12 protein-coding genes and 1 CRISPR repeat array are annotated in these 23,939 nt (G+C 71.4%); of the genes, 9 read left to right on the top strand and 3 right to left on the bottom strand.

The annotated features are described in order from the left end of the window. Window positions 1-3 precede the first annotated feature (3 nt). The 7 genes from GGD88_RS09225 to cas2 all read left to right on the top strand — a co-directional run bounded on the left by GGD88_RS09225 (window position 4) and on the right by cas2 (window position 10,902). Window positions 4-1,710 (top strand): SpoIIE family protein phosphatase, encoded by a 1,707-nt coding sequence (locus tag GGD88_RS09225; protein WP_184434546.1) that lies wholly within the window; start codon window positions 4-6, stop codon window positions 1,708-1,710. A 225-nt stretch (window positions 1,711-1,935) separates the two neighbouring features. Next, a complete protein-coding gene (cas7g, locus tag GGD88_RS09220; protein ID WP_184434544.1) occupies window positions 1,936-3,174 on the top strand; it encodes a type I-G CRISPR-associated RAMP protein Csb1/Cas7g in 1,239 nt (412 codons plus the stop codon). Window positions 3,175-3,177: 3 nt separating this feature from the next. Further along, complete coding sequence (gene csb2, locus GGD88_RS09215) at window positions 3,178-4,662, top strand: type I-G CRISPR-associated protein Csb2 (RefSeq protein ID WP_184434541.1); 1,485 nt, start codon at window positions 3,178-3,180, stop codon at window positions 4,660-4,662. After that, window positions 4,659-7,505: a type I-G CRISPR-associated helicase/endonuclease Cas3g gene (gene cas3g / locus GGD88_RS09210; protein ID WP_184434538.1), complete on the top strand. Its 2,847-nt coding sequence runs from the start codon at window positions 4,659-4,661 to the stop codon at window positions 7,503-7,505. The genes csb2 and cas3g overlap by 4 nt, the downstream gene beginning before the upstream one ends. Further along, the gene (locus GGD88_RS09205; RefSeq protein WP_184434535.1) at window positions 7,502-8,488 is read left to right on the top strand and encodes a type I-G CRISPR-associated protein, Cas3-extension family; all 987 of its coding nucleotides are present in this window, start codon (window positions 7,502-7,504) and stop codon (window positions 8,486-8,488) included. Before cas3g ends, GGD88_RS09205 begins: the two co-directional genes overlap by 4 nt. Before the next feature lie 12 nt (window positions 8,489-8,500). Next, window positions 8,501-10,234, top strand: a complete 1,734-nt coding sequence (gene cas4g/cas1g, locus GGD88_RS09200; protein WP_184434532.1) for a CRISPR-associated endonuclease Cas4g/Cas1g — start codon at window positions 8,501-8,503, stop codon at window positions 10,232-10,234. Between the two features lie 365 nt (window positions 10,235-10,599). Continuing rightward, a complete protein-coding gene (cas2, locus tag GGD88_RS09195) occupies window positions 10,600-10,902 on the top strand; it encodes a CRISPR-associated endonuclease Cas2 (protein ID WP_184434529.1) in 303 nt (100 codons plus the stop codon). A gap of 237 nt (window positions 10,903-11,139) precedes the next feature. Then, window positions 11,140-16,095: a CRISPR direct-repeat array (repeat unit 36 nt; unit sequence CTTCCCGGGGCAGTAATGCCCCGGCCTCATTGAAGC). Between the two features lie 85 nt (window positions 16,096-16,180). Here the strand turns inward: cas2 and metH are convergent. From metH to GGD88_RS09180, 3 genes are all read right to left on the bottom strand, one after another. After that, window positions 16,181-19,702 carry a methionine synthase gene (metH, locus tag GGD88_RS09190; protein WP_184434526.1) on the bottom strand — a complete coding sequence of 1,174 codons (3,522 nt, stop codon included), beginning with the start codon at window positions 19,700-19,702 and terminating at the stop codon, window positions 16,181-16,183. A 190-nt stretch (window positions 19,703-19,892) separates the two neighbouring features. Then, window positions 19,893-20,777, bottom strand: coding sequence for a methylenetetrahydrofolate reductase (gene metF, locus GGD88_RS09185; protein ID WP_184434707.1), 885 nt, complete (start codon window positions 20,775-20,777; stop codon window positions 19,893-19,895). 44 nt (window positions 20,778-20,821) lie between these two features. Continuing rightward, window positions 20,822-21,937, bottom strand: coding sequence for an ArsR/SmtB family transcription factor (locus GGD88_RS09180; protein WP_246423672.1), 1,116 nt, complete (start codon window positions 21,935-21,937; stop codon window positions 20,822-20,824). A gap of 622 nt (window positions 21,938-22,559) precedes the next feature. Between GGD88_RS09180 and GGD88_RS09175 the strand changes: the two genes are divergently transcribed. Beyond that, window positions 22,560-23,210, top strand: a complete 651-nt coding sequence (locus tag GGD88_RS09175; RefSeq protein ID WP_184434523.1) for an MlaC/ttg2D family ABC transporter substrate-binding protein — start codon at window positions 22,560-22,562, stop codon at window positions 23,208-23,210. 235 nt (window positions 23,211-23,445) lie between these two features. After that, window positions 23,446-23,772 carry a hypothetical protein gene (locus GGD88_RS09170; RefSeq protein ID WP_184434520.1) on the top strand — a complete coding sequence of 109 codons (327 nt, stop codon included), beginning with the start codon at window positions 23,446-23,448 and terminating at the stop codon, window positions 23,770-23,772. The last annotated feature ends 167 nt before the right edge of the window (window positions 23,773-23,939 follow it).

Below are 23,939 nucleotides of genomic sequence, written 5' to 3'. Positions count from 1 at the left end.
CCGATGGCCGACGGATCCGCCGGTCGTCTGGGCGACCCCGCCGCCACGGCGCCCGCCGTGCCACTGCGGCGCGGGCTGACCCTGCGGCTGGGCCTGATCGCCCTGGCCGTGGCCCTCCTGGTGAGCCTGCTGGGCGGCGCGCTGGAGCTGTCCATGACCCTGCGCGCCGAGCGCGCCGCCGCCGTCACGACCCTCGACCGCACCGTCGCGCTGGTGCGCGATTCCGCCGCCGAGGCGGCGTTCCAGCTCAACCCGGGCGTGGCGCGGCGGGTGATCGAGGGCCTGTCGGCAATCGACACCGTGATTCACGCCGAGGTGCGCGACAATTTCGGCGGTGTTCTGGGACGCCTGGAGCGGCCCGATCCTCCGGCGCCGGGGCCTGATGCCTGGTTCGCGTCCCTGTTCGCGGACGTCACCCGCCGTCAGGTGGCGCTGGAGTACACGGGCGGTGGTGATCCCGAGGTGGTGGGCCGGCTGACCGTGGTCCTGTCGGACGCGGCGCTGGGGGCGCGCTACCGCGACCATGCGCTCGCCAGTCTCGCCGGCGGGGCGCTACGCGCGCTGGTCATCGCCGCCCTGCTGGCGGCGGCGCTGGCGGTGCTGGTGATCCAGCCGATGCGGCGGCTGAGCGTCGGGATCGGCCGGGTCGATCCGGCCCGCCCCGGCGCCCGGCCGGTGCCGGTGCCGCGCGGCCACCGCCGCGACGAACTGGGCCACGTGGCCGTGGCGCTGAACGGGCTTCTCGGGGCGTTCCAGGACAGCCTGGACGGCCGCGACCGGGCCGAGGCCGAGTTGCGGGCGCTGACCGCCGAACTGGAGGAGCGGGTGGCGCAGCGGACCCGGGCGCTGGCCGATGCCATGGACGAACTGGCCGCCGAGAAGGAGGAGACCGACTCCGCCTTCGCCCGCCTGGACGAGGCCCACCGCGACCTGGAGCGCGCCAACCGTCTGGTGCTGGAGAGTATCCAGTACGCCCGGCGCATCCAGACGTCGCTGCTGCCGGACAAGCGGGCGCTGGACGGCCGGGTCCGGGACCTGCACGTGTGCTGGGAGCCGCTGGACGTGGTCGGCGGCGACTATTTCTGGCTGGAGCGCTGCGCCGACGGCAGCGCGTTGCTGGTGGTGGTGGACTGCACCGGGCACGGGGTGCCGGGCGCTTTCATGACCCTCGTGGTGGCCTCGGAGCTGGACCGCATCCTGCACGATCAGGGCCTGCGCCGGCCGTCGGACATCCTGCGCGCCCTGGACCGCCAGGTGCGGGCGCGGCTGCGCCAGGACCGCCCCGACTCCGACAGCGACGACGGCCTGGAGGCGGCGGTCTGCCTGTGGGAGCCGGGGCCGGCGACCCTCACGTTCTCCGGTGCCGGGCTGCCGCTGCTGTACGTCGAGGACGGCGCCCTGCACGAGGTGCGCGGGGATCGCGCCTGGCTGGGTTATCGCACACTGCCGGCGGCCGAGTCGTTCACCGATCACGTCGTGACGGTGCGCCCGGGCATGGCCTTCTACATGATCACCGATGGCGTGCCGGACCACATGGGGGGCGAGCCGCGCCGCCTGCTGGGCCGGCGCCGGCTGGGCCGCATCATGCTGGGCAACCAGGGCCGGCCCATGGCCGAGCAACTCGCCGCCCTGCGCCGCGACCTCGAGTCCTGGCGCGGCGCGGAACCCCGGCGCGACGACATGACCATGATCGGGTTCGTGCCACTGTAGAGCGGCTCGCGCCGAAACCGAACCGCGCCGCGAGGGCCGCGCACGTGCCCCCTGTGCCGGCCGAACCGTCCCCCCCCCCACACACCGCGGCGTCGCTTCCCGCATCGGCCCTGCGGCGACTCGGCCCAATACGACCCAAGGGGCAGCGCTCGTACAGATTGCACTTTTGGTAAGGACCGCCACCGTGTACGCTCGAGCCGGGAAACCGCCACGGGAGGCTGTGCCATGCCGCTGAGATACGCAACGCTCGTCGAGGCCGTGACCGAGGATGCCGCGTTCCGCCGGCGCCGGCGTCTGCAACCATCGGGCGGGGCCGGTGACATGTTGTTCCCGCCCACCTACCCGGGCGAAAACCAGGGTGACCCGCCCCGCCATGTGTTCGAACGCCGCCGCATCGCCGGCGAGGACATCTGGTGCGTGCTGCTGGACAGCGTGCAGTCGCAGGCCAACCGTCTCGAGGAGGCCCTGCTGGAGGCGGCCCGCGCCGGCCGCCTGGCGCTGCCCCGGCTGAGCGTGGACTTCGCCGGCGCCGGCCTGGAGACGCTGGGGGAGATCACCTCGCTCGACGCCCCGCACCGGGTGTTCGATGCCATTCTGCGCGACAGCCTGCTGGACGGAACCCCGTTCCAGAAGAGCGCCCTCGGCACCGCCCTGAAAACCGCCACCGCCCGCGACGCCAGCGCCATCCTGGAGGCGTCGCCGTCGTCGCTGCTGTTCGGGGTGTGGAACTCCACCGGCGAGGGCGGCGGCCTCGGCGCCAAGTTCGCCCGCGCCCTGGTCTCCGAGATCATCGGCATCGGCGTGCCGGTGGAAAACGCGCCGCGCCACCGCCGCGACGAGGCCCCCGACATCCAGACAAGCGCGCGCCGCACCGGCAGCCGCATCGACCCCCTCGGCGTGCTGCGCGCGGTGCCGGTGTTCAAGGGGCCGAACGGCTGGGCCGTCACCGCCGACGCTGCCGGCAAGGGCGCGAAAGCCGTCCGGCCCTCCGAAATCAACCACGGCAACATCGCGCCCTCCGTTGCCGCCCTGGGCGTCACCTGCGACCACGCCGAACAGACCGTCGTCCTCACCCTGGCCGGCCTGCGGCGGCTGCGCTTCGGCGGGTCGCCCGAGCGCGATACCGCCGCCCGTGCCCTGATCGCCGCCCTCGGGCTGGTGGCGCTGCTGGAGCAGGACGCCCAGGGCTATGCCCTGCGCTCGCGCTGCGACCTGGTGGGCGACCCCGACAATCCGGCGCCGCTGCAACGGGTGCGGGCCGACGGCACCACCGAGGACCTCACGCTGACACGGGACGAGGCGCTGGCGCTCTACGCCGAGGCGCTGGCGGCAGCGCGCCGGGCGGGCTTCACCCTGGCCGAAACCCCCGTCGTCCTTACTCCGCAGGACAAGCTGGTGCACATCGTGCGCGAAAGCATGGCGCGCGCCCTGGCCGACGACGCCCCCCCCGATGAGGCGGGGTGAGCCATGCTGCACATCGAGGTCGAGTACCTGACCGGGGTCGCGCGCGCCGCCGACGACCGCGGCGACGGCGCCGACTGGCCGCCGCAGCCGGACCGCCTGTTCTCCGCGCTCACCGCGTCCTGGGCGGCGCGGGGCGAGACCGCCGCCGAACGGGCGGCACTGGAGTGGCTGGAGCGCCAGGACCCGCCGGCCATCGCCTGCACCGAGGCGACGGCGCGGGACGGGGTGCCGGTCTTCGTGCCGCCCAACGACGACAGCGGCACCGCCCTGACCGTCCTGCCCACGCGCCGACGCCGCCAGGACCGCCGCTTCCCGGCCAGCGTGCCCGACAGCCCGGTGGTCCGCTTCGTCTGGGCGACGGAGCCCGAGACGGCCGTGCTGGCGGCGCTGGACGGGCTGGCGCGGGCGACCAGCTCTCTCGGCCATTCGGCCTCGCTGGTGCGTTGCCGCGCCCTGCAGGCGGACGAGCCGGACGGCCCGGTGCGGCGGCCGCGACGCACGGTCTACCCCGGCCGGCTGGCCGAGCTGGAGCACCGCCACCGGGTCGGTGACCGTCCCGCCCCCGGGGTCGCCGTCCCGCCCATCCCCGCGATCGACGGGGCGACCGCCCCGGCCAGCGTGTTCGGCCCGGACTGGATCGTGTTCGGCCACGCCGGCGAACCGCGCCCGGACGCGGTGGCGGGCGCCATCGCCTGCAAGGCCCTGTTGCGGACCGTGCTGGCCGGCTACGGCGAGCGCCCGGTGCCGGCGTGGGTCTCGGGCCATGCCCCGGACGGCGCGCCGCTGTCGACGCCGCATCTGGCGGCCGTGCCGCTGCTGGACGCCGGGGGACGCTGGTCGCAGGGCCGGCTGATGGGTCTCGCGCTGGTGCCGCCGCGCGACGTGACCCAGGCGGTGGCCCGCGCCCGCGACCCCGCGGCGCATACCGTGGCGCGCGCCGATGTGGACCTGATGGAGCAGGAGACGGGCCTCCTGCATGCCCTGCGGGAGGTCCGGGACCGCGATCAGGACGGCTTCGGCCTGGTCCTGCGGCTGCCCGGGGGCCTGGAATGGCGACTCGCCCGCGATCCGGCGGAGACCCGGCGGTCCCTGCGACCGGAGACCTACGCCGGTCCGGCCACCACGTGGGGCACCGTCACACCGATTGCGCTCGACCGCCACCCGAAGAAGGACGGCGATGTGGCGGACATCATCGGCGACGCCTGCGCGCGGATCGGGCTGCCGCGCCCGGCGGCGGTGGCGCCCGCGAAACACGCCGCGCTCCAGGGGGCGCCCTCCGCCCGGGCCAGCGGCCACGCCCCGCCCTGGACCGGCTGGCGGCGCCCGGACTCGGTGGCGACCCGGCGCCTGACCCACGCCGTTCTGCGCTTCCCGGAGCCCGTGGCCGGCCCGGTGATCCTCGGCGCCGGGCGCTTCGTGGGGCTCGGGCTGTGCCGGCCCCTGGACCGACCGTCGGACCGTCCGCCGCGCGGGGAGGAGACGGCATGACCGACGTCCCGATCCTGACGGCGGACGACTTCCCCGACGTCTTCCAGGCCCTTCACGGGCTTCCGCCATTTCCCTGGCAGGCCCGCCTCGCGCGACAGGTGGTCGAGACCGGCCGCTGGCCGGCGGCGCTGGCCCTGCCCACCGGCAGCGGCAAGACCGCGGCCCTGGACATCGCCCTGTTTCACCTGGCGGCCGAGGCCGGCCGGGGCGCCGAGCGGCGCGCCCCGGTGCGCATCGCCTTCGTCGTCGACCGGCGCCTGATCGTCGATGCCGCGTTCGAGCGCGCCGAGACGATCCGCGCCGCGCTGGCCCGGGCGGACGAGAGCGGCTGTGACGCCCTGACCCGCATGGCGGCGGCCCTGCGCCGGCTGGCGGGCGAGAACGGGCCGGCCCTGGTGGTGCAGGCGTTGCGCGGCGGCCTGCCCCGCGAGGGCGACTGGGCGCGCACCCCGGCGCAGCCGACCATCCTGTGCTCCACCGTCGATCAGGTGGGCTCGCGGCTGCTGTTCCGGGGCTATGGCGTCTCCGACAGCATGAAGCCGGTACACGCCGGCCTGCTCGGATCGGACTGCCTGCTGCTGCTGGACGAGGCCCATCTGGCGGCGCCGTTCGCGCAAACGCTCGATTGGGTGGCGCGCTACCGGTCCCCGCCCTGGTGTGACCGCGACCCGGCGCCCTGGCAGGTGGTCACCCTGACGGCAACGCCGCGCGGGTCGGCGGACAGCGCCCCACCCTTCGGCCTGACCGACGACGACCGCACCACCGAGACCCTGGCCCGCCGTCTGGACGCCCCCAAGCCGGCGGCGCTGCGTCTGCTGACCACCCCGGCGCACGGCCCGGACCACGCGGCGGCGCTGGCGACAGCGGCCACCAAGGTCCTCGACCGGCATCGACCGCGCACCCTGGCCGTGGTGGTCAACCGGGTGGCCCTGGCCCGCGCCGTGTTTGAACGGGTGCGCGCCGCCCATGGAGACAGCGGCGAGACGGACGGGGAGCCACCCCGCGCCACGGTGATCCTGCTCACCGGCCGGGTCCGGGAGCGGGACCGCGAAGCGCTGTTGTCGCGGCACCGGGACCGTCTGCTGTCGGGAGCGACGGACGACCCCGACGCGCCGCCGCTGATCGTCGTCGCCACCCAGACCATCGAGGCCGGCGCCGACTTCGACCTCGACGCCCTGGTCACCCAGATCGCCCCGCTGGACGCGCTGCGCCAGCGCTTCGGGCGCCTGAACCGCACCGGCCGGCCGATCCCTGCGCCGGCGGTCATCGTGGCGGCCAAGGCGGAGGTGGGAAAGAGGGCCGACGATCCGGTCTACGGCGACCGGCTGCGGGCGACGTGGGACTGGCTCGCCGCCGTCGCCGCCAAGCCGGCGCGCAGGAAGGACGAGCCGGTCGTTGACGTCGGGCTGAGCGCGATGGCGTCCCTGCTGGACGGCGTGGACACCGCGCCGCTGTGCAGCATCGCCCCCGACGCCCCGATCCTGCGCCCGGCGGACGTCACCCTGCTGACCTGGACCGCGCCGGTCCCGGCGGTGGACCCGGCGATCCCGCTGTTCCTGCACGGGCCGGACAGCGGCCCCGCCGACGTCCAGATCGTCTGGCGCGCCGACCTCACGCCCGACTCTCTGTCAGAGGCCCGCGCGATCCTGTCCCTGGTCCCGCCCCATGCCGGCGAGACCCTGGCCGTGCCCCTGTGGGCGGCGCGGCGCTGGCTGCGGCGGCAGGCGGACGCGGCCGAGGCTGCCGACGTCGAGGGCATCCGGACGCCGGACGAGGATCGGGATCGCGGCGGCGGCCGCCCGGCCTTCCGCTGGGCCGGCGCGGAGTCCGACCGCACAGGTCTGATCCACCCCAACCAGATCCGCCCCGGCGACATCCTGGTGGTGCCGGCGGCCTATGGCGGCGGCGATGCCTTCGGCTGGGCCCCGGACAGCGATGCGCCGGTTGAAGATGTGGGGGATGCGCAGCCGCCCCACCGCCGCGCGGTCCGGCGGTTGCATCCGGCGCTGTTCGCTGAGGAGCCGGAGCGGTGGGCGGGCCTCGCTCCCCTGGTCCGGGAGAGCGACGATCTGGACCCGGCCGACCGCCTGGCTGGGCTGGCCGCGCACGACATCGACCTGGGTCCCGACGCCGACCTGGTTCTCCGCATCGAGGGCTACGACGGCGCCGTGCTGCGCGCCCGCCGTCGCCCCCGGACCGCGGCCGCCGCCGTCACCGAGGACGACGCCAGCGGCTCGCTGACCGGGGACGGTATTCCCCTCGACCGGCACGGCGCCGACGTGGCCGCGATGGCCCGCGCCTTCGCGGCGGCCGCCGGCCTGGCGCCGGACCGGGCCGCCGACGTCGCCCTGGCCGCCCGGCTGCACGACGAGGGCAAGCGCGACGATCGCTTCCAGTGCTGGTTGCGCGGCGGCGATCGGCTCGCCGCTCTTCTGGACGACGGACGACCACTCGCCAAGTCGTCGCGCCCGATGGCTCCCGCCGTCGCCCGGCGGGCACACGCCGCCGCCGGCCTGCCCCCGGGCTGGCGCCACGAGGCCCAGTCCGTCGTCCGGGCGCTGGACGACCCGCGCCTCGCGGGCGCCCGGGATCCGGCCCTGGTGCTGTGGCTGATCGGCACCCACCATGGCCACGGCCGGCCTCTGTTCCCGCACGCCGACCCGCGCGAGGACGCCCACCGGCGCGGCCCCCACTGCCTCGACTTCGCCTACGACGGCCGCGACTGGCCGCAGCTCTTCGAGGCCCTGAAGCAACGCTATGGCCCGTGGGAGCTGGCCCGGATGGAGGCCATCGTCCGGCTCGCCGACCACCGGGCCTCCGAGGCCGAGGAGACGCCACCGTGACCGATCCTCAACCCGACATCCCCGGGGCCGCCACGGCCCACCGCCTAGAGGGCCTGGAGCCGGACAACCTGCTGGCCTTCCTCGCCCTGCTGGGCCTGCTGCGGGCCCTGGAGACCGCCGCCCCCGAGTGGCGCCCACGCGTCCACTGGGCCGGCGCGCCGCTGCGCCCGGTGCTGACCCTGGCGCAGCCGCAGACGCCCGCCGCCGTGGCCGCGGCGGCAGCGCGGGGCGGCGCGGTGCTGGCGGCCGATCACAGCTTTGGCGACCACGCCGACGTGACGTTTGACCGGGCCACGGCGCGGGCCTGGCAGACGGACGCCCTCAACACTCAGACGGCTGGCCGAACGGCGCTGCTGGCCGCGCTGTTCAGCGACGGCGCCGTCAAGGATGACGGCAAGGTCAGCGCGGCGCCCTTCGTCGCCATGTTCGGACAGGGGCATCAGCATTTCCTTGCCCGGCTGTCGGCAGTGCCAAAGGGTGTGCTGCCCAAAAGCCTGCGGGGCCGAAAGGACGTCCCCGACCTGAACGCGCCGGCGCGGATCGCCGCGGCCCTGTTCGCCCCCTGGACCCGCGCCGACGACACCGACGCCTTTCGCTGGGATCCGGCCGAGGACCGCCGCTATGCCCTGCGCTATCGCGATCCCTCCAAGGACGCCGGCCGTACCGAACACGGGGCCAACCGCCTCGCCGCGCTCGGGCTGGCGGCCTTGCCGGGCGCGGCGGTGACCCGGCGCGGCCGGGTCCAGTTCCTCAACATCGGCACCGAGATGGCCCCGGGGCGCGGCGGCCGCGCCGTCACCTGGCCGATCTGGGAGCGGCCGGCCTCGCTGGCGACCCTCCAGGCGCTGCTGGGCCACCCGGCGCTGGCCGCCACCGACCCCGACGCCGACACCCTGCGCCGGCTGGGCGTAACAGGGCTGCGGCGGTGCCGCCGGATCGCGGTGGGCAAGTACTTCAATTTCACCCGCGCCGAAGCCCTATGACGGAGCGCCCCCATGACCGACCGCCGCCCGCCCGACCCGGACACCGAGCCCGAGCTTCCGTTACCCCCGCCACCGGTCCCGGAGGGCGCGGCGCTGGTGCCGGTGCGCATGGTCAACGAGTACGTCTACTGCCCCCGTCTGGCCTGGCTGATGTGGGTGGACAGCGCCTGGACCGACACGGCCGACACCGTGGAGGGCCGTCAGGTCCACAAGCGGGTGGACGCCGGCGGCGGGCATCTGCCCGAAACCCCGCCCTCGGAGGACGACACCGAGAACATCCACGCCCGCTCGGTCGCCCTGACCTCGCCCCGCCTGGGCCTCACCGCCGTCATCGATCTGGTGGAAGGCGACGGCGACCGGGTCAGCCCGGTCGACACCAAGCGCGGCAAGCGGCCCCATGTGGCCGCCGGGGCCTATGACCCGGAGCGTGTCCAGGTCTGCCTCCAGGGCCTGTTGCTGGAGGAGCACGGCTACCGCTGCGACGAGGGCGTCCTGTACTACCGCGCCAGCCGCGAGCGGGTGCGGGTGCCCTTCGACAGCGCCCTGCGCCAAACGGCCCTGAGCGCCGTGCACGGCCTGCGCCTGGCCGCCGCCCAGGCGCGCCCGCCGCCGCCCCTGGTCGACAGCCCGAAATGCCCGCGCTGTGCCCTGGTGGGGATCTGTCTGCCGGACGAGATCGGCCACACTCACGGCGCCATGCCGGCGCCGCGCCCGCTGGCCGCGGCCCGCCCCGAGGCGCTGCCGCTGGTGGTGCAGGCCGGCCACGGCAAGGTCGGCAAGTCGGGCGAGCAACTGGTGGTCAGCGTCGACGACGCCCCGCCGGTCAAGGCCCGCCTGACCGAGGTCTCCCAGCTCGTGCTGTTCGGCAACGTCTCGGTCACCGCGCCGGCCCTGCACGAGATGATGCGCCGCGAGATCCCCGTCTCCTGGCACAGCCACGGCGGCTGGTTCCTGGGCCACACGGTCGGCCTGGGCCACCGCACCATCACCGCGCGCGAGGCCCAGTACCGGGCCGCGTTCGACGCCGGTTGGTCGCTGCGCTTCGCGCGCGGCCTGGTGGCGGCGAAGATCCGCAACGCCCGCACCCTGCTGCGCCGCAACCGCCGCGACCACCACCCGGCCGAGGCCGTCGTCGAGCCCCTGCGCACCCTGCGGCGCCTGGCGGGCGAGGCCGAGCGGGCGCCGGACACGGCCGCCCTGCTGGGCCTGGAAGGGGCCGCGGCGGCCGCCTACTTCGGCGCCTTCGCGCTGATGCTGCGGGAGGACGGGCCGGGCGGCTTCGATTTCGCCCACCGCAACCGCCGCCCGCCCGCCGATCCGGTCAACGCCCTGCTGTCGTTCGCCTACGCCCTGCTGGTGCGCACCTGGCACGTGGCCCTGTCGGCGGTGGGGCTGGACCCGTATCGGGGCTTCTACCATACCGTCCGCCACGGCCGGCCCGCCCTGGCGCTGGACATGATGGAGCCCGACCGCCCCCTGATCGCCGACTCCGCCGTGCTGATGGTGATCAACAACGGCGAGGTCTCCACGGGCGATTTCGTCCACGCGGCCGGCGGCTGCGCCATGACGCCGGCGGCCCGCAAGGCGCTGATCGCCGCGTTCGAGCGCCGCCTGGAGCAGGAGCTGGCCCACCCCGTGTTCGGCTACCAGATCAGCTACCGCCGCCTGATCGAGGTCCAGGCACGGCTGTTATGCCGTCACCTGCAGGGGGAGGTCGACGTCTTCCCCTGGGTGACGCCGCGTTAGCGCCGATCGCTCGAAATCGGAACCACCGGGGTGGGGCCGATTTCGAGCGTGACTCGACGCGATCTATTGGTTTCAGAGCGGATCGCGCTCGATCGGAACCCCGAGGTGGTTCGGGTTGATCGCGTGACTCGGCGCCAAATGTACGAGTCTCAGCCGATGTCCGCGACGAACCGGACTCGCGGTGCGGGTCCGGTCTATTGCAATCGGCTGTAGCGCCAGAGCGCCGGCTGGCCTGCGAACGGATGGCGGCGGAACCGGACCGCGCAGCGGACCCGGCGATCAGAAAGAGCCGCGCAGCGGCTCGGGCGATCAGAAAGAGCCGCGCAGCGGCTCCGGCGATCAGCAAGAAAGAGGAAAACCCCGCGATGCCCGCACCGACCGACGAGCACCTGTACATCGTGGCTTACGACATCGCCGACCCGAAGCGCTGGCGCCGGGTGTGGAAGGTGATGAACGGCTACGGCGCGTGGCTGCAGCTTTCGGTGTTCCAGTGTCGCCTGTCGCGCAAGCGCCTGGTGCAGATGCGCGGCGCATTGAGCGAGGTGATCGAGGCCGGCGCCGACCACGTGCTGATCCTCGACCTGGGGCCGGCGGACACGGTGAAGCCCCGCCTGGAAAGCCTGGGCAAGACCGTGGCGGTGGTGGAGCGCAAGCCCATCATCGTGTAACCTGTGGTCCCGTCGGGGATGGTCGCCGGGCACGCGCGAGCGCTCCGGCGGTGCCCCCGACTCCGGGAGCGCTCGAAAAAAGCTGTTTGACACTGTGAATCAAAGGGTTAGCATGGTCGCAGCAGGCGTCTCCGCGTCCCGCTGAAGGGTCTGAACGGGGAACACGACGAAGGACCCTGGGCAGCGCTCGAAAAAGGCGGTAAACTGCGAGGCGGGTCAAGCGGTTGGACGCGGCCGCTTCCCGGGGCAGTAATGCCCCGGCCTCATTGAAGCTTGCGGGTCAGAATTACGAGGCCGTCTATGAATGCGCTTCCCGGGGCAGTAATGCCCCGGCCTCATTGAAGCATGAGTTGGCAGAAACTGCGTTAATCTCACTCCCATGCTTCCCGGGGCAGTAATGCCCCGGCCTCATTGAAGCATGAACACCCAATTCGCTAGCGAAGGCGGCCTGAGACCTTCCCGGGGCAGTAATGCCCCGGCCTCATTGAAGCCAGCTAAGTGATTGGCATAAAATGCGTTACCTGAACTCCTTCCCGGGGCAGTAATGCCCCGGCCTCATTGAAGCAGGTGATGTCCATCGACGAGGTGGAGCGCGTGCGCGCGCTTCCCGGGGCAGTAATGCCCCGGCCTCATTGAAGCCTATGTTGGGCGGGGCCGCGTCCATGATGACGGGCACTTCCCGGGGCAGTAATGCCCCGGCCTCATTGAAGCTGCGCGGATTCCGTCCAAGCATGGCCATGCCCGGAGTCTTCCCGGGGCAGTAATGCCCCGGCCTCATTGAAGCTTGCGCAATTTGGGCGCTTGTCATGGGCGCGTCGGCCTCTTCCCGGGGCAGTAATGCCCCGGCCTCATTGAAGCGAGCCATGCCTCGTCCTCGGGCAGGCCCTGGATCTGCACTTCCCGGGGCAGTAATGCCCCGGCCTCATTGAAGCGTATCGTGCGCGCACATAAAGACCCCCGCCGGCCGGCCTTCCCGGGGCAGTAATGCCCCGGCCTCATTGAAGCCTCTCGGCTCTGGCGCGCCCGGCCGTCCAGCCACACCTTCCCGGGGCAGTAATGCCCCGGCCTCATTGAAGCGTCCGGCTGCGCCGCCGCCAGCCCCAGTCCGGCGGCTTCCCGGGGCAGTAATGCCCCGGCCTCATTGAAGCAAGGCCCACTTGCCGCGCAGGTAGCGGTCGCCCCGGAACTTCCCGGGGCAGTAATGCCCCGGCCTCATTGAAGCAATACCCTTCTGGTCTCTGGCCTCTGGCTTCTGGGTTTCTTCCCGGGGCAGTAATGCCCCGGCCTCATTGAAGCGACTCCAGTACCTCGCCGGTGTCGGGGTCGTGGGCGGGCCTTCCCGGGGCAGTAATGCCCCGGCCTCATTGAAGCATCGTCTCCGGATCGGGCGGCGCCTCCTTCTCCGCCCCTTCCCGGGGCAGTAATGCCCCGGCCTCATTGAAGCAACATCGTCGATATTCACCTGACACCAGGGCAGGAGCCTTCCCGGGGCAGTAATGCCCCGGCCTCATTGAAGCCTCCGCCATGATGATCGACCAGACCATAGCGCGCGTGCCTTCCCGGGGCAGTAATGCCCCGGCCTCATTGAAGCCCGCCGCCGCCGCGCCTGTGTCACGCAGGGCCGCCGGGCTTCCCGGGGCAGTAATGCCCCGGCCTCATTGAAGCCGCGCCCTGACACTCTGGGGCGGGGTCCTGGAACACCCGCTTCCCGGGGCAGTAATGCCCCGGCCTCATTGAAGCGCGGTCTGGCACAGCGCGGCCAGGGCGGCGTTGAACGGCCTTCCCGGGGCAGTAATGCCCCGGCCTCATTGAAGCCACGACAAGAGCCGGCGAGGGGGATGATCCGGGCGGCGCCTTCCCGGGGCAGTAATGCCCCGGCCTCATTGAAGCTTTCAAGTCCGGCGCCCGCCGGGCGCCGGGGGCGGCCTTCCCGGGGCAGTAATGCCCCGGCCTCATTGAAGCTGTTCCAGGTGCCCGGCCTGGATCTTGTCCTGATAGGCCCTTCCCGGGGCAGTAATGCCCCGGCCTCATTGAAGCCGCAGACCCTGGGGATCATCGCCGCCTGCGCCTGGACGGCTTCCCGGGGCAGTAATGCCCCGGCCTCATTGAAGCCTCAGGCGCTGGCAAGCGCCTGTGCGGACGGCGCGGCGCTTCCCGGGGCAGTAATGCCCCGGCCTCATTGAAGCTTCGGGCTGTACATGTTCACCTTCACCGGCGGCGGGACTTCCCGGGGCAGTAATGCCCCGGCCTCATTGAAGCTTCGCCTTCGCGGGCGGCTCGCTCCAGCACTCGGGCACCTTCCCGGGGCAGTAATGCCCCGGCCTCATTGAAGCAGGTTCATCGCTGCGCGCTCCATTGTTGGCGCCAGCTTCCCGGGGCAGTAATGCCCCGGCCTCATTGAAGCCCGGCCGAGACCCATGACTGGCGCGGCCGGCCGTACTTCTTCCCGGGGCAGTAATGCCCCGGCCTCATTGAAGCCTGGATTCAAGCGTTACCACATTCGCGTGGCTGCCGGCTTCCCGGGGCAGTAATGCCCCGGCCTCATTGAAGCGCGGGTCAGCACGTCCAGGCAGCGCAGGAACACGTCCTCCTTCCCGGGGCAGTAATGCCCCGGCCTCATTGAAGCAGAAACAGCAAAATCTGATGCGCTTCTTCGTCGTTCAGCTTCCCGGGGCAGTAATGCCCCGGCCTCATTGAAGCGACGACGACACCTCAGCCATCGGGACCGCCTCCCGGCCCTTCCCGGGGCAGTAATGCCCCGGCCTCATTGAAGCGCCGACGACGTGGCGCCCGCACCCGCCCCGGCCCCGGCGGCTTCCCGGGGCAGTAATGCCCCGGCCTCATTGAAGCGCATGGCCCAGGCGCTGAACGCGGCGGCCGATCAGGCTTCCCGGGGCAGTAATGCCCCGGCCTCATTGAAGCGCCCTCACGGTCGAGGGGTCGAGCATGAACCGCGTCGCTTCCCGGGGCAGTAATGCCCCGGCCTCATTGAAGCGCTTGCCCTTCGACATGACGGAGATGACGTCCCGCTCCCTTCCCGGGGCAGTAATGCCCCGGCCTCATTGAAGCTTCTCGCGCGCGCCCCCACCCCGAGGAGAGGGGAGCGCCTTCCCGGGGCAGTAATGCCCCGGCCTCATTGAAGCGGGCTGGCCGTGCCGGCGGCCGTGTCCCTGGAGCTGCTTCCCGGGGCAGTAATGCCCCGGCCTCATTGAAGCTAGACCCACCGATGCTGGGAAAGCCACGCGAACAGGTCTTCCCGGGGCAGTAATGCCCCGGCCTCATTGAAGCGCGATCCCACCCCACCCCCGGCGCCCGCCTCCCGGGCCTTCCCGGGGCAGTAATGCCCCGGCCTCATTGAAGCGCGTCGTGGAACGCGATCTTCTCCCCGGGGTACAACTCTTCCCGGGGCAGTAATGCCCCGGCCTCATTGAAGCACGCTCGGCGGCACCATCATCCTGCCGGCCGACCCGGCTTCCCGGGGCAGTAATGCCCCGGCCTCATTGAAGCCCTCCAGTGGGTCGACAAGCCTTTCGTTCGCACGATTTCCCGGGGCAGTAATGCCCCGGCCTCATTGAAGCAGCGACCGCGAGGACATCAAGGGCGACATGCAGGTGGCTTCCCGGGGCAGTAATGCCCCGGCCTCATTGAAGCCATTACTTCTGATCTTCTGTACGATTACCTGCACATCCTTCCCGGGGCAGTAATGCCCCGGCCTCATTGAAGCTACGTCTCCGGCAGGTTGGCGACGGCGATCAGGGTGCTTCCCGGGGCAGTAATGCCCCGGCCTCATTGAAGCGCGCCGGCCGGACCTGACACCACCACAACCCAATCCGCGCTTCCCGGGGCAGTAATGCCCCGGCCTCATTGAAGCTCCAGCGTCTGCTCCACCGTCGGCTCGACGCTGAAGGTCTTCCCGGGGCAGTAATGCCCCGGCCTCATTGAAGCTACGGATTGTCCGTGCCGCTGTGCGTGCTCAAGACCCTTCCCGGGGCAGTAATGCCCCGGCCTCATTGAAGCTCGTCCCAGGGGTCAGGGCACCCCCGCTGTTGGCCCGCTTCCCGGGGCAGTAATGCCCCGGCCTCATTGAAGCTGGCGATGTCCAGGGCCAGGAGGATCATGCCGCCACCCTTCCCGGGGCAGTAATGCCCCGGCCTCATTGAAGCGTCTGGCTGGACCTTCTTGCGAGCGTAGTCGATCAGCTTCCCGGGGCAGTAATGCCCCGGCCTCATTGAAGCCGTTGGATGTCGGCACAGACGATCCGACCGGGCGTGCTTCCCGGGGCAGTAATGCCCCGGCCTCATTGAAGCCTGTCCTGCATGTAGCCCGGCGGGGTCTCCGGCGCCGGCTTCCCGGGGCAGTAATGCCCCGGCCTCATTGAAGCGCTTCGCGCTTGGCGCGCTTCCATGCGGCCTCCTCGCTTCCCGGGGCAGTAATGCCCCGGCCTCATTGAAGCTGGGCCCCCGCCGAGATCAGCGTGGCCGACACCCCTCGCTTCCCGGGGCAGTAATGCCCCGGCCTCATTGAAGCGGCACCCTTGGCGACGATTTCCTGCACCACGGTGCGGTTGCTTCCCGGGGCAGTAATGCCCCGGCCTCATTGAAGCGCCTCGACGAGGCGGGCCTGCAATGTGGCGATGTCGGCTTCCCGGGGCAGTAATGCCCCGGCCTCATTGAAGCTCCAGCTTGCGGTTGCCGGCCGGATCGGTGACCGCGACCTTCCCGGGGCAGTAATGCCCCGGCCTCATTGAAGCGTGACCGCCTCGCCCAGGTATTCGGTCATGGCGGCGGCTTCCCGGGGCAGTAATGCCCCGGCCTCATTGAAGCCGTACCTTCGTTCGGATCGTACTCTCCGCCTCGCTCATCTTCCCGGGGCAGTAATGCCCCGGCCTCATTGAAGCCATCAAAGACGTCGCGGCATGTCGCGAACCGCTTATCCTTCCCGGGGCAGTAATGCCCCGGCCTCATTGAAGCCCGCGAGTGATGCGGATTTTGTCGGGTGACTTTACGGCGCCTTCCCGGGGCAGTAATGCCCCGGCCTCATTGAAGCCATTCCTCGCGGCGACTTCCGGATCTCCTGTCGCATCCTTCCCGGGGCAGTAATGCCCCGGCCTCATTGAAGCCAGTCGGTCAGATCCTCGGGCGACACACCGCGCAGGCCCTTCCCGGGGCCGTCCTGCCCCGGCCTCATCGACGCCCCTGCCGGCGGCCGGGGTGGGTGTCGCCGGCCCGCGCCGGCCCGCCCCCGACCCGCGCCGGCCCGCCCCCGACCGGCGCCGGCGTCACACCCGGAAGTACTTGGCCTGCGGATGCAGCACGACGATGGCGGTGGTCGACTGCTCCGGCACCAGTTCATCCTCGTCGGTCAGCGACAGGCCGATGCGGTCCGCCCCCAGCAGCTCCAACAGGGCGTGTTGGTCGGCCAGGTTGGGGCAGGCCGGATAGCCGAAGGAGTAGCGCGAGCCCCGGTACGCCTGCTTGAACAGGCCCTCGATGTCGCGGCTGTCCTCGCTGGCGTAGCCCAGTTCGCCGCGGATGCGCTTGTGCACTACCTCGGCCAGGGCCTCGGCCATTTCCACCCCGATGCCGTGCAGGTAGAGGTAGTCCTTGTAGCGGTTGTCGCCGAACCACTGCCGCGCCACCTCGGAGACCTGCGACCCCATGGTCACGGCCTGCAGGGCGATGACGTCGCGGGTGTCGTCGCGGACGTCGCGGAAGAAGTCGGCCAGGCAGATCCCGTCCGCCCGGTCCTGGCGCGGGAAGGCGAAGCGGGCCACCTCGGTGGTGCCGTCGGGCTCGAACAGCACCACGGAATCGCCGTCCGACGCCGCCTTCCAGTAGCCGTAGACCGCCTGCGGCTTGAGGATGTCGTCCTCGGCGCACTGGCGCACCATGTCGTGGAAGATCGGGCGCAGTTCCTTTGCCGCCCACGCCTTCCAGTCCGCCAGGGTGCGCCCGGCCTTCTTGATGCCCCATTGGAACTGGTAGAGCGTGTTCTCATTGACGTAGGGCACCAGGGTCTTGGGCGCGATCGAGGTTTCCAGCAGGCGCGGCCCCCAGAACGGCGGCTGCGGCGGGGTGATGCCGGCGTGCAGCTCCTGGCGGCGCAGCCGGATCGCCTCGGCCTCGACCGGGCGGTTGGTGCGGGTGCGGGCCTCCTCGGGCAGCTCCAGGGCCTCCGGCGTCGCCTTCTTCTTGCGCGACGGCCGGCCGGCGCGCTTCTCCTGCACCTCGGCCAGATAGCCGTCGAAGCCGCCCTCCATGACGTGGCTCATGAGCGTCAGGCCGTCGAAGGCGTCGCGGGCATAGGCCACCCGGCCCTGCCCGCCCTCATAGGCCGCGACGCAGTCCTGCTCGACGAACTGGCGGGTCAGCGCCGCCCCGCCCAGGATCACGGGGACGTCCCAGCCCTCGCGGGTCATCTCGACCAGGTTGTCCTTCATGATGACGGTGGACTTCACCAGCAGGCCGGACATGCCGATGGCGTCGGCCTTGTGCTCGCGCGCCGCCGAGAGAATGTTCGCGATGGGCTGCTTGATGCCGATGTTGACGACCTTGTAGCCGTTGTTGCTGAGGATGATGTCCACCAGGTTCTTGCCGATGTCGTGGACGTCGCCCTTCACCGTGGCCAGGACCATGGTGCCCTTCTCCTGGCCCTCCACCTTCTCCATATGCGGCTCCAGGTGGGCGACGGCGGTCTTCATCGTTTCGGCGGACTGGAGCACGAACGGCAGCTGCATCTTGCCGGCACCGAACAGCTCGCCCACCACCTTCATGCCGTCCAGCAGCAGCTCGTTGATGATCTTGAGCGGCGGATGGGTCTTCATCGCCTCGTCGAGGTCCTCGTCCAGGCCGAGGCGGTCGCCGTCGATGATGCGCTGCTTCAGGCGCTCCTCGACGCTGGCGGGGCGCGCCTTCTTCTTCTCGGTCTCGGCCGAGCGGTCCTGATAGAGCGCGATGAAGGCCTGCAGCGGGTCGGTCTTGCCTTCGGCGCGGCGGTCGAAGATCAGGTCCTCGGCCGCCTGCACCTCGGCCTCCGGGATGGCGTGCAGCGGCTTGATCTTGGAGATGTGCACGATCGCCGAGGTCATGCCGTTGCGCTGGGCGTGGTCCAGGAACACCGAGTTCAGCACATGGCGCGCCACCGCCTTGAGGCCGAAGGAGACGTTGGACAGCCCGAGCACGATCTGACACTCCGGCATGGCCTCGCGGATCAGGCGGATGCCCTCCAGGGTCTCGATGCCGAGGCGGCGGTCGTCTTCGTTGCCGGTGCAGATGGTGAAGGTCAGCGGGTCGAACATCAGGTCGGCCGGATCCAGGCCGTGCTGGTGCACCGCGAAGTCGTAGAGCCGCTGGGCGATCTCCAGCTTCTTGGCGGCCGTCTTCGCCATGCCGTCCTCGTCGATGGTCAGCGCGATCACCGCCGCGCCGTGCGTGCGCGCCAACGCCAGGCGCTGCGCCGCCGGCTCCTCGCCGTCCTCGAAGTTGATCGAGTTGAGGATTGGCTTGCCGCCGTACAGCTTCAGGGCCGCTTCCAGCACCGGTGTTTCGGTGCTGTCGATGACCAGCGGCACGCTGACCTGGCCGCGCATGCGGGTGATCACCTCGGTCATGTCCGACAACTCGTCGCGGCCGACGAAGGCGGTGCAGATGTCGAGGGCGTGGCTGCCCTCCTTCACCTGGTCGCGTGCCATGGCGACCGTGCCGTCCCAGTCCTCGGCGTCCTGCAACTCGCGGAACTTCTTGGAGCCGTTGGCGTTGCAGCGCTCGCCGATGGACAGGATGGCGTTCTCCTGGCGCAGCTCGGTGCGGGTGTAGAGCGACGCCACCGACGGCACCCAGTGCACCGCGCGCGCCTGGGCCGCCGGGCGGTAGCCGCCGCCGGTCTCGCGCAGCATGGCGTCGACGGCCGAGACGTGATCGGGCGTGGTGCCGCAGCAGCCGCCGACCATGTTGACCTTGTCCTCGGCGATGAAACGGCGGTGCCAGTCCGCCAGCTCGCGCGGGGTGAGGGGGTAGAAGGTGGCGCCGTCGCGCAGCTCCGGCAGGCCGGCGTTGGGCTGCAGGGTGATGAAGCCGCCCCAGTTCTCGCCCAGCCACTGCACATGTTCGGCCATTTCGGCCGGGCCGGTGGCGCAGTTCAGGCCCATGGAGTCGACGCCGAGGGCGCGCGCCACCGTGGTCGCGGCCCCGATGTCGGCGCCCACCAGCATGGTTCCGGTGGTCTCCACCGTCACCTGAAGGAGAATGGGCACGTCCGGGCGGTTCTGTTTGGGGCGCGCGCGCTTGACGCCGTTGATGGCGGCCTTGAACTGCAACGGGTCCTGGCAGGTCTCGATCAGCACGGCGTCGCAGCCGCCGGCGATCAGGCCCTCGGCCTGGACCGCGAAGGCGTCCTCCAGGGTGTCGTAGGCGATGTGGCCCAGGCTGGGCAGCTTGGTCCCCGGCCCGATGGCGCCCAGGACGTAGCGCCGGCGGTCGTCGGCGAAGGATTCGGCGGCCTCGCGCGCCAGTTCGACCGCGCCCTTGTTGATCGCGAAGGCGTGGTCCTGGAGGTCGAACTCGGCCAGCGTCACCGGCGAGCCGCCGAAGGTGTTGGTCTCCACCACGTCGGCGCCGGCGGCGTAGTAGCGGCGGTGGATCTCGCGCACCACGTCGGGGCGCGACTGCACCAGAACCTCGGTGCAGTTCTCCTTGCCGCGGAAGTCCTCCTCGATCGACAGGTCCATGGCCTGCACCAGGGAGCCCATGCCACCGTCGCACAACAGGACCTGACGGGAGAGATGATCCAGAAAGTCGCTCATGGGGGATGCCTGCGGGTCAGAGGAGGGAAGGACGAACGGGCGGGGGCGGCGTAGACGGACGGGGGCGTCCCCGGAACGCGCCGGCGTGGCGAGACCACCGTGTCAGGCGCGCGAAATGCCATCCAGAGGCGGGAGGCGGTGCCGTCCGCCCTGGATGGCTCGGCGCCGGGCGCCGCGCACGGACAGCCTCCTACGCCGGTGCCGGTTCTTCCACCGGCGGGCGCACACCCAGCGTGTGGCAGATGGCCACCGTCAGGTCGGCCCGGTTCAGGGTGTAGAAGTGGAAGGTGTCCGCGCCGGCGGCGGCCAGCGCCCGGCACTGCTCGGCGGCCACCATGCCGGCCACCAGCTTGCGCGTCTCCGGGTCGTCGTCCAGGCCCTCGAAGGTCTCGTGCATCCAGCGCGGCACGTGCGCCCCGCACATCCCGGCGAACCGGGTGACGGTGGCGAAGTTGGCCACCGGCAGGATGCCGGGCACGATCGGCACCGTGATGCCGGCGGCGGCGGCGCGGTCGCGGAAGCGGTTGAAGACGTCGACGTCGAAAAAGAACTGGGTGATGGCCCGGGTCGCCCCGGCGTCGATCTTGCGCTTCAGGGCGTCCAGGTCGGCGTCCGGGCTGGCGGCCTCGGGGTGCACCTCCGGATAGGCGGCGACACTGATCTCGAAGTCCGCCACCCGCTTCAGGCCTTCGACCAGATCGGCGGCGAAGGCGTAGCCGCCCGGGGTGGGGCGATAGACGCCGTCGCTGTCCGGGGCATCGCCGCGCAGGGCGACGACGTGGCGGATGCCGGCGTCCCAGTAGCGCCGGGCCACGGCGTCCACCTCCTCGCGGGTGGCGTTGACGCAGGTCAGATGCGCGGCCGCCGTCAGGCTGGTCTCGCGGGCGATGCGGGCCACGGTTTCGTGGGTGCGGTCACGCGTCGAGCCGCCGGCCCCGTAGGTGACGGAGACGAACTGCGGGCCCAGCGGCTCCAGCCGTTTGACGGCGGCCCACAGGCTTTCCGCCATCTTCTCCGTCTTGGGCGGGAAGAACTCGAACGAAACCTTGACGTTGTCGGGCAGCCGGCCGCACAGCGGCAGGGCGGTCTTGCCCTCGGCGACGGTTCGGGGGTCGATCTTCACGCGACGTGGTCCTTGTTCCGGTGGGGCCAAAGGGCGTCGAGGGGGGCGTCGGGGGAGGCGCCGGGCAGGGCGACCGCCGGTGCCGGCGGCGGCGGCGATGGCGCCGGCGGCGGCGCGGTCCGGTGGTCGGCGGCGGCGCCGTCCGTCTCGGGCACGGCGTCGGGGTCGGCGTCGGGCCGGCGCGCCAGCCACAGGGTGACGGTCAGCGCGCCGCCGGGCAGGTCGACGATGTCGACGACCTCCAGGCCGGCACCCTCGCACCAGGCGGCGACCTCGCCGTGGGCGAAGCCGAGACGGCGGTGCTGATGGCGTTCGCGCAGCTCCTCCAGCTCGTGCGGGGCGAAATCGACGATCGCCAGCCGGCCGCCGGGGCGTAGCACGCGGGCGCACTCCCGCACCGCGCCCGCCGGGCGCTCCACGTAATGAAGCACCTGGTGCATGGTGACGGCGTCGCGCGAGCGGTCGTCGCACGGCATGTGGTACAGGTCGCCCAGGCGGGCCTGGCAGTGCGCCGCGCCGGCGCCGTCCAGATTGGCGCGGGCCACCGCCAGCATCTCCCGCGACTGGTCGATGCCCAGGCCGTCGCGGATGTGCGGCGCGTACAGGCTCAGCATGCGCCCGGTGCCGGTGCCCACGTCCAGCAGGTCGCCGACCGAGTCGGGCGGCAACAGCGCGAGCAGCGCCTGCTCCACCCGCGCCTCGTCGATGTGCAGCCGGCGCAGGTCGTCCCATTGGGCGGCGTTGGCCCGGAAATAGGCTTGAGCCGCTTCGGCGCGGGCGCGCAGGATCTCGTTGTGGCGCTCGCGGTCGCGCGCCACCACCGGGTCGTCGCCCGGCAGCAGCGCGTCGATGGCCCGCGCCACCGCGGCGCCGGCGCCGCGGTGGGCCAGGCGGTAGAACACCCAGGCGCCCTCGCGCACCCGCTCCAGCAGGCCGGACTCGCACATGACCTTCAGATGGCGTGAGACGCGCGGCTGGCTCAGGCCCAGGATCGCGACCATGTCGGTGACGGTCAGCTCGCCGCGCGCGCACAGCGCCAGCAGCCGCAGGCGGGTTTCCTCGCCCGCGGCGCGCAGTCCGGCCAGCACCTGATCCATGGAAGCCTCGGTCATGCGTCGGTTCCGTTCATGCCCGACAGGCGGGAAGCGCCCGTCTGCATCCACATATAAACATATCTTTATATCATGACAAGCCGAGCGTCGCGGCGCCCCGCCCTGGCCCCGCATGACGTCTTCGGGGGACCGGGCGTCGGTCTCTGCCGCCTCGCCCCGGCGCGTTGCCACACGATGGCCCTGTGGGACCCCGCACCACCCGTGGATTTGCCCCGCCCACTGTGCTAGCCATGGCGTCCGGGTGCGGCCGGCGCGGCCGGCGCGGCCGGCGCGGCCGGCGCGGCGGCGCTCCGGCGGCGATCTGGCGGCGACGACCAGGTGCTACGGCCAATCCAAGGCCCAGGTCGGCCCTGGACTGGCCGTGGGTCGGCAGCGAAGACACAGAATCGCCACCGTCTGCACGCGGGGGAGCCGCATCATCGCGCCATGCTGGGGCCGGTCGCGTCCGGTGGGCGGACCCTGGGGACTCGCCCCAGGACCCAGACCCTTGCCTCGGACCGCCGATGCCCAAGACCCTGGACCCACCCCCTGATGCACACGACCTGATGCACACGACCTGAAGCACATGACGGGCGCCCGCCGCCCACGGCCCCGAAGACGGCCCTCAACGGATGAGATCGCCATGACACCGACCCTACTTCCGTCTCGCCTCCTGGGCCGGCTGCGCCCCCTGCTGCTGGTGGTGGCGCTGGCCGTGGCCCTGCCCCTCGGCGCCCGCGCCGCCGACCTGCCCACCGAACCCGACGCCTTCATCAAGGCGGTCGCCGACCGGGCGATCGACGAGATTCTGCAGCCGGACATCTCGACCGACGACCGCATCTCGAAGTTCGAGACCCTGCTGGAAGACGCCTTCGACCTGGAGACCGTGGGCCGCTTCGTGGTCGGCCGCGCCTGGCGCTCCGCCTCGGACGCGGAGCGCGAACGGTTCCTCGACCTGTTCAAGGACTTCAACGTCTTCAACTGGGGCAGCCGGTTCGATGAGTACGGCGGCCAGGCGCTCCAGGTCACCAATGTGGTCCCGGACGACGACAAGGGCTATTTCATCGAGACCCGGATCGGCAACCAGGACGGCAAGCCGTTCCTGGTCACGTGGCGGGTGCGCAAACGCGAGGGCGGCCTGCGCATCGTCGACATCTCGGTCGAGGGCATCTGGATGTCGCAGACCTGGCGCTCGGAGTACGCCTCGGTGCTGAAGGAAAAGGGCAGCCTGACCGGCCTCAACGAGACCCTGGAGCAGCGCGTCGCCGAACTGCGCGAGAAGACCGAGCTGTAGCGCGGATCGCGCGCGACCGCCCCCTCCGGCGTCCCCTCCGGCGTCCCGAACGGGCCACCGGAGACCCGGCACGGCTTCGGTTGATTCGCCCTGTCGACCGGCCCATCTTGAGGGAGGACGGCGGGCGGCATGCCCGGCCGCGCCCGCCGGACACCACACCCGGACGCCACACCCGGACACCACACCCGGGGCGTCGTGCCTGTCCGTGCCGGGCGCGCACCGGAGGGAAGGGGCCATGGCTGGAAACGCGAGTGGACACCCCGACAGCGACCGCACCGATATGAACAAGACCAGCCTCCTGCGCCTGGGTCTGTTCGGCTCCATCGCGCTTCTGATCGCCTCCACCTTGCCGCCGGATCTGATGGTGGCATCGCTCAGCTCTCTGCTCTGGATCGGGGCGCTGGTCTCGGCGCTGGTGGCCGGATTCCTGGGCGAGCCGGTGCGGGTGCCGCATCTGACCCGCTGGGACGAGGCCGCGATCCTGATGGCCATCAGCCTGTTCCTGGGCTTCTTCATCGACCAACAGGCCATGCTGGAACAGGTCGAGCGCATGCGGGGTTAGCGCGGATCGCGATCAATCGGAAACACGGCGTGGTTCGGATTGATCGCGTGAATCCGCGCGACCTATATGATTGGTTCATCACGGAATTCCGGGGAAGGCGGCGCGGATCTTGAGGAAGAAGTAGGCGTCATCGCGGAAGCCGTAGGCCATCCGCTTGATGACCTTGA

The sequence above is a fragment of the Roseospira goensis genome (assembly GCF_014197795.1).
GTDB lineage: Bacteria > Pseudomonadota > Alphaproteobacteria > Rhodospirillales > Rhodospirillaceae > Rhodospira > Rhodospira goensis.
This window is presented reverse-complemented; position numbering and strand designations above follow the sequence as displayed.